Raw genomic sequence first — 12,536 nt, 5'->3', positions numbered from 1 at the left:
TCAGTTCAGGCCCGGGTGCATGGCCTCGGCCATTTTCGAGATTGCTTCGATGTTTGCCGGTCCGGGCGTCAGTTCCTCGTAACGCAGACCGATCCAGCGTTCGTTTTTGACCGCGTCTGTCTGGGACATTACCGGATGCTCTTGCAGGAACTTGAACGTGTCCGCAGCGCCGTTACCGGTCTGATAGTCCAGCAGAACCAGGAATTCGGGGTTTGAGGCGGCGACGGCCTCCCACGAGGTGCGGCCCCAGCTGGTGTCCATGTCATGGGTTACGTTCTCGCCGCCCGCGGCTGCGATCATCGCGTCAGGGATGGCAAATTTACCAGCGGTGAACGGTGCGTCTGCAGGGCCATCCAAAAGGAAGACTCGAGGTTTCGACAGATCAGCCGTCTTTGCCTCGATCGCCGATAGTTCTTCTTTCCAGCCATCGACCAGCGCGTTGGCCTTGTCTTCGACGTGCATCACCGTGCCCAATCGCAGGACGTCGTTGAACAGCAGGTCCATGCTGGCCTCGGGGCGGTTTTTGTCCAGATGAACGCAGCTTTCGGTCAGGATCATCGTTTTGATGCCAAACGGCTCAAGCGTGTCCGGCGTCACATCGCCGCCGGGCTTCATGCCATAGTACCAACCGGCAAAGAACAGATCAGGCTCGACCGCGACGAGGTTTTCCACGGTCGGGTACTTGGGGGCAAGCTCGGGGATGTCGCCGCGCAGCGTGTCGAATTCCGGGCTGGTCTTGTACCAGCCGGTAATGCCTGTCAGGCCGACGATCTTATCCTGCAGACCCAGCGCAAAGGCCATGTCGGTCATGTTCATGTCGTGCACGACCAGCCGCTCGGGCTGAGTTTCAAAGACCAGAGGCTCACCGCAATTGTCGACAGTGACCTCGTGCGCCGTCGCAGCGCTGGCCAATCCGCCAATCAGGGCTGCGGACCAAAATGTATTTTTCATGCTCGGTTCCTTAATTTGAGCGTTTGGTTCTTCGGATATCCAGTGCCGGGATCACGCGGCCTTCATGTTGAAAGCACAGATAATCGACACCAAAAGTTTCACGGACCCGTTCAGGGGTCAGAACGTCTTGCACCAGACCAAATCCGGTCAATTGTGCGGATTTCATCAGGGCGACATGCGTGGCGAATTCCGGGATCATGACCAGATCGTGGACGATCATGACCACCGTGATGCCAAGCTCGGCCACCAGCGAGAGCATCCGGCCTTTGGCGTCCGGGTCTAGGTGGTTGGTCGGCTCATCCAGAAACAGCAGCGAGGGGTTCTGCGCCAGTGCCCGCGCAATATGTGCGCGTTGGCGTTCGCCGCCTGACAGCACACCCATTCGCTTGTCCGCCAAGGTGCTCAGACCGGTCAGTTGCAGAATGCGATCCAGTTCTGCTGCATGTTCATTGGCGGATCGATCCGCACGGATCGGAATCTGACCAAGCGCCACATAGTCCCGCAGGAACAAACGTCCGTCGGGCGTTTCCTGCTGACCAACCACGGCAATCATGCGCGCGCGATCCACGGCCGAAAGCTGCCGCAAGCTGCGCCCTTTCAAAAGAACGTCGCCCAGCACGATTTCCTCGACGCCACACAGCAGATTAAGCAGCGTCGTTTTTCCCGCCCCATTCGGACCGGCAATCGCCAGGATCGCACCCTCTTCGAGATCGAAATTGATGTCTTTCAACAGGACATCGCCGTTGAGCGCGTAGTACTCCAATGCGCGCGCCTCAAGGAAGGTCATAGGCCGTCCTCCTGCGCGAACCGCGGCAGACGCGCGAGAGTTTTGTCGAACAAGGCGCTTGGACGCTGGGTCGCGTTGGTCCAACCATCTTCGCTGTCGCGGAACTGGCTGGCAAATTCAACCAACGCGTCCATGTCCTGATCCGACAGAATGTCGCCGAATAAGTACTGCGCTTTACCCTCAGCTTGAAAGCCGACAGTCGTGGGGCGTTCACACCCCGCCATGCAATTCACTCTGCGAATTGCAAAGCCATCAGGCAGCTTCTGCGCAAGCGTCTGACACATTGAATCCGCGCGAATATGACCTTCGCAGGTTTCACAAATAAGTAGAAAATGATCTGGTTTTATTGACACTTCACGCCCCGCTTACATCCGAGTCGAACGAAATGCAATGTTATAACGTCTACGACGTTTCATATCGCCTCCTTCCAGGACGCCCCGCCCCGAGTTGGTTGAACATTTGATGGCAGGTCTCCTGACTTGCGGGTCATCGCTTGGCCATCCTTCCCGGCCATCGTGGCCAGTGGACATTTGGCGTCGCTTACCGCTTACAGTTGCGGGGGCAGTCACGGACTTGGTGCCAGACGGCAACCTCACCGTATTCCCTTTTCATCCCTTGGCGAACCAGAGGGAACCATCGTGGATGATGAGTGCCTGAGTTCAGAATTTGGGTCAAGATTAAAACTGCGCGCGCCACGACACGCTTGCTCGATGCGTTCTGCAGAATCAGTGTCACAGACTTTTGCTAGGCCATATGAAGCGCTTTCCGTGGCGCGGTAGCATCGGGGTTAACGAATTGTCATTCGATAAGAACTTGACTACGCTGCAGCGCAGAAAGGGCCAGAGGCGAGGAAAGCGGTGAGTTTTATCGCAGCTCGGACGCCTTGCCTCGAGCGCTGACTTTATTATTCAGAACCAAAGCCAGACACCATGAAGATTGAAGAAAACCGAACTTATTCACAGATCAAAGTTGGCGACACCGCGCAAGTCACGCGGCTGTGCACGGTGGATGATCTGTATGCCTTTGCGTCGGCTTCGGGCGATCATAACCCGTTGCATCTGGCCGCGTATGACGGCGACGGTGATGGCCGCCCCGAGGCTGTTGCACCGGCCCTTTGGCCTGCTGGTCTGGTTGCCGCGGTCATAGGAAACATACTTCCAGGTGCGGGGACGCAAACGCGACGCGCGGATCTGAGCTTTCATGCGCCGGTTCTAGCGGGAGAGGAACTGACGGCCTTTGTGTCGGTTGTGGAAAAGCGTGAAGACGGTGACCTGACCCTGTCCGCCGAGGTGCGCCGGATCGGGGATGATGCACTGATCCTCAGTGGAACCGTCCAAGTCACTCCGCCCGCGCAGCATTTGACATTCGACTCGGTCGAGGTGCCTGGACTGATCGTTCAAAGGCACCAGCATTTTGATGCCCTTCTCGAAAAGGCGCGGCCATTGGACCCGATGCCGACCGCAGTCGTCGCCCCGGAAGAGCCGAACTCACTGGGCGGCGCTTTGCTGGCGCATGCCGACAGCATCATTACGCCAATACTGGTGGGCGATCCTGCCAAGATCACCGCCGCTGCGGTCGAACTTGGCGCGGATCTGGCCGGGGTGGAAATCGTTGCCGCGCAAAGCCACGATGTTGCCGCTCATATTGCCGTCGATCTGGTGGTTGAAGGCAAAGCCCGGATGCTGATGAAAGGGCATTTGCACACGGATGTCCTGCTGCGCGCCGCCCTGCGCCGGGAAAAGGGGCTCAGGACCGGACGGCGTTTGTCGCATGTGTTTGTCATGGACGTTCCGGGTATGTCGCGGCCGATCATGGTCACCGATGCCGCAGTGAACATTGCCCCGGACCTTGAGACCAAAGCCGATATCGTTCAGAACGCGATCCATCTGGCGCATTCAATCGGTATCGACATGCCCAAGGTGGGCGTTCTGTCGGCGGTCGAGACGATCAACCCGCATATGCCTTCATCTGTGGACGCAGCACTGTTGTCAAAAATGGCCGAACGCGGCCAGATCACTGGTGGGATCGTCGATGGGCCTCTGGCCATGGACAATGCCGTCGACCTGAACGCTGCGCGGACTAAAGGCATCACATCCGAGGTCGCAGGGGTCGCGGATATCCTGGTCGTCCCGAACATCGAGGCGGGCAACATGGTCGCCAAACAACTGACTTATATCTCTCATGCCGAAGCCGCTGGTGTCGTTGTGGGTGCGGCTGCACCGATTATCCTGACCTCACGCGCGGATAATGATGCGTCGCGTCTGGCCTCATGTGCGGTTGCAGCCCTGCATGCACTTGCGAACAAGGATAAAATCCATGGCTGAGCACGTTCTGGCCCTGAATGCCGGGTCGTCATCGTTGAAATTTGCATTGTATGAATTGCTCGAAGATCGCCGCCCCAGCATGCGGTGGCGCGGTCAGATCGAGCGGTTGGGCGATGCACCGCGCCTGTTGGCGCAGTCAGCAGGGGGGCGGTCGGTCGATCGACAACTGTCCGGAACAAAATCCCATGATGAGGCCATAAACGCGTTTCTTGAGCTAACCCGCGAATACCTACCGGATGTTCAGGTTCGGGCCGTCGGCCACAGGGTCGTGCATGGCGGGCCAGTCTATTCTGAACCTGTTGTGGTGGATGAGAAGGTCATTGATACGCTCAGCGGCTTTATTCCCTTTGCACCGCTGCACCAACCCTACAGTCTTGCGGGGATCCGGGCGGCCAGCGCGGCGTTCCCTGGGACCACACAGGTCGCGTGTTTCGATACCGCGTTTCACCGCACGCACCCGTGGGTGAACGATACCTTCGCTTTGCCTCAGAGCTTTTACGACAAAGGTGTGCGCAGATACGGGTTTCACGGGTTGAGCTACGATTACGTCTCACAAAAGCTGAAGGAAATCGCGCCCGGTCTTTATGATGGACGTGTCGTCATTGCGCATCTTGGCAACGGCGCGTCGATGTGCGCGGTGTCCGGGGGGCGGGCGGTCGCTTCGACCATGGGCTTCTCGGCGTTGGACGGTTTGCCGATGGGAACACGCAGTGGGCAGCTTGATCCCGGTGTCGTGCTTTACATGATGCAGCAAGAAGGGATGTCGGCCGACGACATAGCCGAGACGCTGTATCGGAAATCTGGCTTGCTGGGGCTGTCCGGGATGTCCTCGGACATGCGCACATTGTTGGCCGCCGACACGCCCGAAGCGCGAAGAGCAATTGACTACTATGTCTTCCGTATCCGCCGAGAGTTGGGGGCGTTGTCCGCGGCGCTGGAAGGCATCGACGCTTTGGTCTTCACCGGAGGCATCGGCGAAAATGCGGCCCGTATCCGTCAGATGGTGTGCGAAGGCATGCGCTGGATCGGGATTGAGATGGACCCCAACCGAAACGCTGATAATGGCACGGTTCTGTCGACGGATTTCAGCCGCGTTCGCATTCTGGCCATTCCGACGAACGAAGAGATGGTGATAGCGCGTGCAGCAGCCAGATTGAGCTAGGCGGTATCAATCCGATTTGTTGCGCCCCTGTCGCGCGTATTTGAGGAAAATTCTGAGGACCGTACTAATAATGTCGGGTGACAAAACGCCGATTGGATCCCGCCGAAGGCCCTCGAGCGTTTTGCGCGCCTCTGCCATGTTTTCGCTGACTTCATCCTCGATGTCATGCAGTGCAAGGTCCCGCAATTCGACAACCGCCGACGTGTCGCTGTCGGCGGACATTGAATTGGCCACAACGGCAAGCAGCACTGCAAGGATCAGGTTTGCCCCGGCCATGATCATTGCGGCCGAAGATTTGGTCATTGTCTCGACCAGCCAGAAAAAACCGGCCACGTTCAGCATGATGATGGCCAGCCCGACGGCGAGCCCAGCGGCGGCAAACAGTCCTGTGCGCTTTGCGGCAACTGCCAGTTGCCGACGTGCGATCAGCCGTTCAGCGCGCAGGATGGTCGAAATGTTGCGAGAAATACGACTCATGTGCGGGCTCCTACCGGGAACGTCCTAGAAGATAACCAACCGCAAAGATGCCAAGGGCAAAGAGGATAGGCTTTTTGTGCGGAAACTCCTCAAGCTCGGTCATGACATCCTCAAGTTGCGCGGACCATGCTTCAAGGTTTTCTGCCAAACCTTCAGGTTCTATGTCTGCCTCTTGAGCTTCGTTTGCAGTCTGCTCTTTGGCTTGTTCGGCCAACTGGCGGCGCAGGTCTGCCACTTCGGCCTCTAGCTGTGCTTTGGTTACCATTCCTGTCGTCCCTTGAAGGCCGCGTAGCATTAGGTGTGCGACTTTTTCCTTTGTCACACACCATGTTACTTCGATCTTTTGCGTTCGGGAAAGGGGGGTACGCTGAATTAGGTTTCAAACCGTCGCCTGGCACCAGACGCAGTCGTGATCGGACAGGGGCATTCCTTCGTCGGAAATCGAGGTCAAAATGCCCGTGTCACGGCAGGCCAGATCGCGACCGGCAAGCCAATCCAGCTTCATCACCCGGTCGGGGTGAGGCGTGATCAGGCTAGGGCGTGTGGTCGTCCCCGGCGCAGTAAAGGACCACGAATATCCGCGCTCCTCGGCCAGTGTGAACAACGTTTCCCGCTGCCAGTTAAAATCCGGGGGCAGATGGTTGCCGGTGTTCAGATCCCCGCCAATCATGACGGGCAAACCCGGGGCAAAAGCGTCGATTGCGTCCATAAGGCAATCGAACTGCTGATGTCGGTGGGCCGCGTCTGCATTGCTTTCCAAATGGGTCGAGACGAAACACATAGGCCCGTTGGACCCCGGTACGATTGCGGCGATAGCGTTGCGACCGCCGACACGGGGCTGATCGGGGTCCGCGGCACCTGCGCCGGCAGAGAACCAGTGGCCATGGTCATCCAGTCGGATCAGAGCCGTGCGTTCAAACGGGACGGAAGACAGGATTGCGTTACCGTGCCAGCCAAGTGTGTTGAAGCTGTCGGCGCAGAATGCGCGTTCGGTCGGGCCGCCCAGATCAAGCTCATGAAACTCCACTCCGAACGCGTAGGCCATGCCCAGCTCAGCGGCGACCGCTTCGGTGGTGTGTCGCTGAGCCGTACGCGCCATACCGTGGTCAACCTCGGACAGTAGCACGACATCCGGTGATAATTTTGACAGATGAGCCGCCGTCTCTTCGGGAAACAGACAGCGTTCCACATTCCACGCGGCAACGGTGAATTCTTCGGCCAGCTGCTCGGTACTGGCTGCGCCGCCCAATTGCACGGCGTTCATCGCTGGAAGCTCTGAAAGCAACTTTCGATGAGATTGCGCAGTGCGCGGGGCGGCAAGAATTCTGCCCCGCTGATCGTCCGTGACGGCGGGCAGTTCTGTAACATTTTGCGTAATCACAGTTTTTGTCCCGTGGCCTTGTCGAACAGTCGTAGTGCTTCAGGCTTGAGGGTTATGCGTGTTTCGCCGGTCTCTGCGGTGTCGTCTTTGCCAATCATCACTGTAAACGGTTGATCAGCGATCGTGCCATGCAGAAGGCGATGGGCGCCCAGCTCTTCCAGAATGTCCACGCGGAAGGTGACACTACCCTGTTCGTCCAGAACCACATCCTCGGGCCGGATACCCATGGTAACCGGGCCTGCATAGGTCTCGGGCACGGGCAACAGTTGGTCATAGCCGTTGATCCGAACCTGACCCCGACCCATTTCCGCCTCGATCAGGTTCATGGGTGGCGCGCCCATGAACGAAGCGACGAAGGTTGAGGCCGGGTTATGGTAGATTTCGGACGGAGTGCCGATTTGTTCGATCTTACCCGCATTCAGAACGATGATCCGGTCTGCCATGGTCATCGCTTCGACCTGATCGTGGGTCACGTAAACGGCCGTCGTACCAAGACGACGTTGCAGGGCCTTGATTTCGATCCGCATCTGATTGCGCAGCTTGGCGTCAAGGTTCGACAGCGGCTCATCAAACAGGAAAAGCGCCGGGTCCCGCACCACGGCCCGGCCCATGGCAACGCGCTGGCGCTGACCGCCCGACAGCTGGGCCGGTTTGCGGTCCAGATATTCGGTCAGGTTCAGCATCTTGGCGGCGTCTTCCACCTTGGCCGAAATCTCAGCTGCTGGGGTGCCGCGGTTCTTCAACCCGTAACCGATATTCTTGCGGACCGTCATATGCGGATACAAAGCGTAGTTCTGGAACACCATTGCGATGTCCCGATCTGCGGGGTCCACGTCGTTGACCACCCGGTCACCGATTTTCAGTATCCCTTCGGTGATATCCTCCAGCCCCGCGATCATCCGCAGCAGTGTGGACTTGCCGCAGCCCGACGGGCCAACCAGCACGACGAACTCGCCGTCCTGAATGGTGAAGCTGGTGGTCTCAACCGCCTGGAAGCCATTGGGATAGACCTTGCGGATGCTCTCTAAAGAAACCTGAGCCATGCGCGTATTCCTTATTTGTCGGATTCTGTGAGGCCCTTGACGAACCAGTTCTGGAAAAAGACGACGATCGCCACCGGCGGGATCATCGCAACGATCGCCAGTGCCAATGCCTGTCCATGTTCGGGGATCTGACTGTCGGTGTAGGACAGCACGATCTGTTTGATGCCGCGAACCAGCGTGAAAAAGCTTTCATCGGTGGTGATCAAGGTCGGCCACAGATACTGGTTCCAGCCAAAGACAAACATGATGATGAAGATCGCCGCGATCATCGTTCGGCTGAGCGGGACAAGGATGTCGATGAAGAACTTCCACGGGCCTGCGCCGTCAATCCGGGCGGCCTCGGCCAGTTCCTCGGGGACGGACATGAAGAACTGCCGGAAAAAGAATGTGCCAGTGGCCGAGGCGATCAGCGGCACGATCAGACCGGTATAGGTGTTGGTCAGGCCCAGCTTCTGAATTGCCTCGTAAGACGGCAGTATGCGCACCTCAAGCGGTAGCAACAGGGTGGTGAAGATCACCCAAAAGGCCAACGTGGCAAAGCGCAGACGGAAATAGACGATGGCATAAGCAGCCATCATCGAAATCACGATTTTGCCCACGGCAAAGCCGATGCCCAGAATGAACGAGTTCATCAGCATCAGCGTGCCGTCGACGGTCTGGGTAAAGCCGCCCTTTTCGAACATGGCGGCGTTGAAGTTCTTGCCCAGATCGTCGCCCAGCGTCAATTGCAGCCCCTCGCGGTGGATTGTCACCGCATCATGGCTGGCCGTTGTAAGCGCCAGCAGGGGTGGCAACATCATCAACAATGAGCCGAGGATCAGGACAGTGTGATCTCCGATCGTCGCCCACTTGATCCTGCGGCGGTGGCGGGTGACGGCGGGTGTTTCAAGGGTTGTATCAGCCATTGTCAGCCCCCTCAGGTATAGTGAATCCGGCGTTCAACCAGCCGGAACTGAAAGACGGTCAGGATCAGAACAAGCACCATCAGAACAACCGACTGCGCTGAGGAGCCGCCCAGATCGTTGCCCCGGAAGCCATCCAGATAAACCTTGTAGACCAGTGTCATCGGATTGTTGCCCGGCTCGCCCTTCATCAGCGCGTCGATGATCCCGAAGGTGTCGAACAAGGCGTAAGTGATGTTGATGATCAGCAGGAAAAACGCGGTCGGGGCCAGTAGCGGGAAAGTCACCTGCCAGAACCGTCCGGTGGCCGAGCGATTGTCGATCATTGCCGCCTCACGCACCGATCGCGGGATGGATTGCAGGCCGGACAGAAAGAATATGAAATTCACCGGGATCTGCTTCCACACAGCGACAATTACCATTGCTGTGGCGGTGGCGTTATAGTCCACGCCCAGTTTGAAGTCCCATCCGAACATCTGAAAGAACTTGGTCATCGGACCGGTGCTTTGGTCGAAGAACAGGATGCCCAGAAACCCGGCAACCGGTGGTGCGATGGCGTAAACCCACATCAGCAACGTGCGATAGGTCTTGGCCCCGCGGATGACCTTATCGGCTTTGACCGCAAGCAGCAGCGCGATGGCCAAGGACAAGAATGTCACCAATACAGAATAGATGATCGTGAAACCCGCAACCCGCTTGTACTGATCGTTGCCCAGCAAGGATGTGTAATTTTCGCCCCCTACAAAGGTCGAGCCGAACCCGAACGGGTCTTGCAGGTAGAACGAGGATTGCAAAGCCCATCCTGCGGGCCAGTAAAAGAAGATGGCGATGATCATCAATTGCGGCATCAAGAGTGCCACAGGAAGCCAGATAGTGTCGAAGCCCGCGCGTTTCATAGGTGGTCCATTGCGAGAAATGAGTGATGGCCGCGCTGCAAAAGCGCGACCATCCTGGGGGTGATCCGGGGCTTAGCCCTGGGTCTTGGAGAAACGTGCCAGCAGAGCGTTGGCTTCTGCCTCGATGGTTTTGAACGCGGTTTCCACGTCAGTTTCACCAGTCAGAATACGGCCATACTCGCGGTTCATGATGTCGCGGATCTGGACGTAGAAGCCCATGCGGTAACCTTTGGTGTTCTCGCCAGCTTTGTCCTGCAGCTGGTTCACGCCAACTTCGGCAGCCGGGAAGCGGTCATAGTGGCCGTCTTTCTTGGCAACTTCGTATGCGGCCTCGGTGATCGGAACGTAACCGGTTTCCTGATGCCAGAAATACTGGGTCTCAGGCGCTGTCAGGAAGTCAAAGAATGCCGCTGTTGCTTTGTTTTCTTCGTCCGACTTTCCGGACATCGCGAACAGAGCTGCGCCACCGATGAAGGTTTGGGTAGGCTCTGCAACGACAGCTTCCCAGTAGGGCAGTTCGGTCGCGCTGAATTCAAAGGGAAGATCTTTTTGCAACAGACCGCCGAAAGAGCCCGACGAACCCAGCCACATGGCAACTTTGCCTTCTTCGAACGGCTTGGCGTTGTCGCCCCAACCGGTGCCGTACCATTCGAACAGCCCGTTTTCTTTCCAGTCGCTCACAGCGGTAAAGTGCGCTTTGATCGCGTCGTTATTGACCAGGATTTCGGTATCCATGCCGTCATAGCCATTGTTGTTGGTGGCAAACGGCAGGTCGTGGCGCGACATGAAGTTCTCGGTGAAGATCCAGGGCAGGTGCGACTGGCTGAGTGCGATGTAGCCTGCGTCTTTCAAAGCTGGAGCGGTGGTCGACTGGAACTCTTCCCAGGTTTTCGGCGGGGTTACGCCTGCAGCTTCCAGCGCGTCGACATTGTAGTACAGGATCGGGGTCGACGAATTGAACGGCATGCCGATCATCTTTCCGTCGCTGTCGGCATAGAAGTAGCGGACACCGGCGATGTAGTCGTTGATGTCGAAGTCGACGCCGTTGTTGGCCAGCAGATCCTGAACCGGGATGGTCGCGCCCTTGGCACCAATCACCGTGGCGGCACCTGCGTCGAACACCTGCATGATGTTGGGTTGCTCGCCCGCGCGGAAGGCGGCGATACCGGCGGTCAGGGTCTCTTCATAGCTGCCTTTGTAGACCGGAGTGATCTTGTATTCGTCCTGCGAAGCGTTGAAGTCTTCGGCAAGCTTGTTGACGGTTTCGCCCAGCTGGCCACCCATGGCGTGCCACCAGGTGATCTCGGTTTCGGCGAAAGCTGCGGTCGCGCTAAAGGCGACGGCGGCAGCAGTTGCGCAGAGCTTAAGGTTGGTCATTTCATAACTCCGGTTCAGCACCGTTCCCGTTCACGGGCCAGCGCGTCTGGTTGCGGGGCATGCGCCCCTTGCAGCAAAAAGATCATTCGTATGCAGGCGATTGCCGCGTACGATGCACATGATGTGCACACGTGGGCAGATACGGGGAGTGTGTGACAGTTCAATGAAGCTTTTGTAGTAATATTGACAAATTGTTCCCAAACAGAGGACAGCTTAGGCGTGAGTGATGATCAGAGCAAAACGACACAACGTCCGCGTCGGGTAACAGCGCAAACCGTGGCCGAAGCCGCGGGTGTTTCGCGTTCAGCAGTGTCGCGGGCCTTTACACCGGGCGCGTATCTGGATGCGGGAAAACGAAAAAAAATCCACGAAGTCGCTGCAAGCATGGGATACCAACCCAACGCTCTGGCAGCGGGGCTAAAGGGTGGTCGGTCGCATCTTGTGGCGGTTTTCGTTGGCAATATGCGCAGCGCCTATGACACCGAGTTCGTCATGGCGCTGGTGGGCAAATTGAACGCGCTGAACAAGTGGCCGATTTTGATTGACGGTGCGGATCAAACGACCGAGCAGGCAATTCAACAGGTGCTGCGATACCCGTTGGACGCATTGATTCTGCGTGGCGGCAGCATGCAGAGCGAGATCGTGACCCATTGCAGTAAGATCGGCGTACCCATGATTTCCACGGGTCGCATTGTCGAAGCCAGGGGCGTGGACAACGTCTGTTGCCGCAACGCCGACGGCACAGGTCTGGCGACGTCCAAACTGATTCAGGCGGGCCGCACGAGGTTTGGATATATTGGCGGTCCAGAACAGTTCTTCTCGTCCGCGGGTCGCAGGCAAGGAGTAGAGAGCGCTTTGTCCAAGGCAGGGTTGCCGTTAGTGGCCCAAGCCGACGGGGACTTCACGGTGGATGTTGGGTTTAAGGTCGCAACATCCTTGTTGAAGAAGCACAGCTTGGATGCGTTGGTTTGTGCCAATGATGCAACCGCCATTGGCGCATTGGCGGCAGCCCGAGACTTGGGGATCGCCGTGCCCGAGGCGTTGTCGGTTGTTGGGTTCGACGATATCGAAATGGCCGGGTGGCCAAGTTTTGATCTGTCGACGGTGTGCAATCCGATCAATGACGCGGTCGAGCGCGTCATCGGTCTATTGGAACAGCGCCTTGCCAACCCGTCAAAGCCAAGCGAAACGGTCTTGATCGACCCTTACTTCGTGCCGCGCGGGACCCACTGAACA

Annotated in this window: 13 protein-coding genes and 1 riboswitch; of the genes, 3 read left to right on the top strand and 10 right to left on the bottom strand. The window is 57.7% G+C overall.

The annotated features are described in order from the left end of the window. From ACR0MV_RS07315 to ACR0MV_RS07305, 3 genes are read right to left on the bottom strand one after another with little or no spacing between them, the layout of a single operon-like run. Positions 1–951: an ABC transporter substrate-binding protein gene (locus ACR0MV_RS07315; RefSeq protein ID WP_170423642.1), complete on the bottom strand. Its 951-nt coding sequence runs from the start codon at positions 949–951 to the stop codon at positions 1–3. A 10-nt stretch (positions 952–961) separates the two neighbouring features. Next, positions 962–1,738 carry an ABC transporter ATP-binding protein gene (locus ACR0MV_RS07310; protein WP_170423640.1) on the bottom strand — a complete coding sequence of 259 codons (777 nt, stop codon included), beginning with the start codon at positions 1,736–1,738 and terminating at the stop codon, positions 962–964. Further along, positions 1,735–2,022 carry a DUF1636 family protein gene (locus ACR0MV_RS07305; protein ID WP_475206447.1) on the bottom strand — a complete coding sequence of 96 codons (288 nt, stop codon included), beginning with the start codon at positions 2,020–2,022 and terminating at the stop codon, positions 1,735–1,737. The genes ACR0MV_RS07310 and ACR0MV_RS07305 overlap by 4 nt, the downstream gene beginning before the upstream one ends. A 163-nt stretch (positions 2,023–2,185) precedes the next feature. Next, positions 2,186–2,391: riboswitch (cobalamin riboswitch) on the bottom strand. A 276-nt stretch (positions 2,392–2,667) separates the two neighbouring features. On the opposite strand from ACR0MV_RS07305, the gene ACR0MV_RS07300 reads away from it, so the two are divergent. Both ACR0MV_RS07300 and ACR0MV_RS07295 read left to right on the top strand, forming a co-directional pair. Then, complete coding sequence (locus ACR0MV_RS07300) at positions 2,668–4,062, top strand: bifunctional enoyl-CoA hydratase/phosphate acetyltransferase (RefSeq protein WP_480701590.1); 1,395 nt, start codon at positions 2,668–2,670, stop codon at positions 4,060–4,062. Continuing rightward, a complete protein-coding gene (locus ACR0MV_RS07295) occupies positions 4,055–5,224 on the top strand; it encodes an acetate/propionate family kinase (RefSeq protein WP_170423634.1) in 1,170 nt (389 codons plus the stop codon). The genes ACR0MV_RS07300 and ACR0MV_RS07295 overlap by 8 nt, the downstream gene beginning before the upstream one ends. Positions 5,225–5,230: 6 nt before the next feature. Here ACR0MV_RS07295 and ACR0MV_RS07290 read toward each other — a convergent pair whose 3' ends face one another. The 7 genes from ACR0MV_RS07290 to ACR0MV_RS07260 all read right to left on the bottom strand — a co-directional run bounded on the left by ACR0MV_RS07290 (position 5,231) and on the right by ACR0MV_RS07260 (position 11,300). Further along, complete coding sequence (locus ACR0MV_RS07290; protein ID WP_480701589.1) at positions 5,231–5,701, bottom strand: phage holin family protein; 471 nt, start codon at positions 5,699–5,701, stop codon at positions 5,231–5,233. A 10-nt stretch (positions 5,702–5,711) separates the two neighbouring features. Then, a complete protein-coding gene (locus tag ACR0MV_RS07285) occupies positions 5,712–5,966 on the bottom strand; it encodes a hypothetical protein (protein WP_475206456.1) in 255 nt (84 codons plus the stop codon). A gap of 114 nt (positions 5,967–6,080) precedes the next feature. Continuing rightward, positions 6,081–7,082: an endonuclease/exonuclease/phosphatase family protein gene (locus tag ACR0MV_RS07280; protein ID WP_480701588.1), complete on the bottom strand. Its 1,002-nt coding sequence runs from the start codon at positions 7,080–7,082 to the stop codon at positions 6,081–6,083. Next, a complete protein-coding gene (locus ACR0MV_RS07275) occupies positions 7,079–8,125 on the bottom strand; it encodes an ABC transporter ATP-binding protein (RefSeq protein WP_480701587.1) in 1,047 nt (348 codons plus the stop codon). Before ACR0MV_RS07275 ends, ACR0MV_RS07280 begins: the two co-directional genes overlap by 4 nt. 11 nt (positions 8,126–8,136) lie before the next feature. Continuing rightward, entirely contained in the window at positions 8,137–9,030 is an 894-nt protein-coding gene (ugpE, locus tag ACR0MV_RS07270; protein WP_480701586.1) for a sn-glycerol-3-phosphate ABC transporter permease UgpE, read from the bottom strand. Between the two features lie 11 nt (positions 9,031–9,041). Further along, positions 9,042–9,923: an ABC transporter permease subunit gene (locus tag ACR0MV_RS07265; protein WP_170423624.1), complete on the bottom strand. Its 882-nt coding sequence runs from the start codon at positions 9,921–9,923 to the stop codon at positions 9,042–9,044. 72 nt (positions 9,924–9,995) lie between these two features. Further along, a complete protein-coding gene (locus ACR0MV_RS07260; protein ID WP_480701585.1) occupies positions 9,996–11,300 on the bottom strand; it encodes an extracellular solute-binding protein in 1,305 nt (434 codons plus the stop codon). A 219-nt stretch (positions 11,301–11,519) separates the two neighbouring features. On the opposite strand from ACR0MV_RS07260, the gene ACR0MV_RS07255 reads away from it, so the two are divergent. Next, positions 11,520–12,533 (top strand): LacI family DNA-binding transcriptional regulator, encoded by a 1,014-nt coding sequence (locus tag ACR0MV_RS07255; RefSeq protein ID WP_480701584.1) that lies wholly within the window; start codon positions 11,520–11,522, stop codon positions 12,531–12,533. Positions 12,534–12,536 lie beyond the last annotated feature (3 nt).

This window comes from Ruegeria sp. BC3 (assembly GCF_056539265.1).
This window is presented reverse-complemented; position numbering and strand designations above follow the sequence as displayed.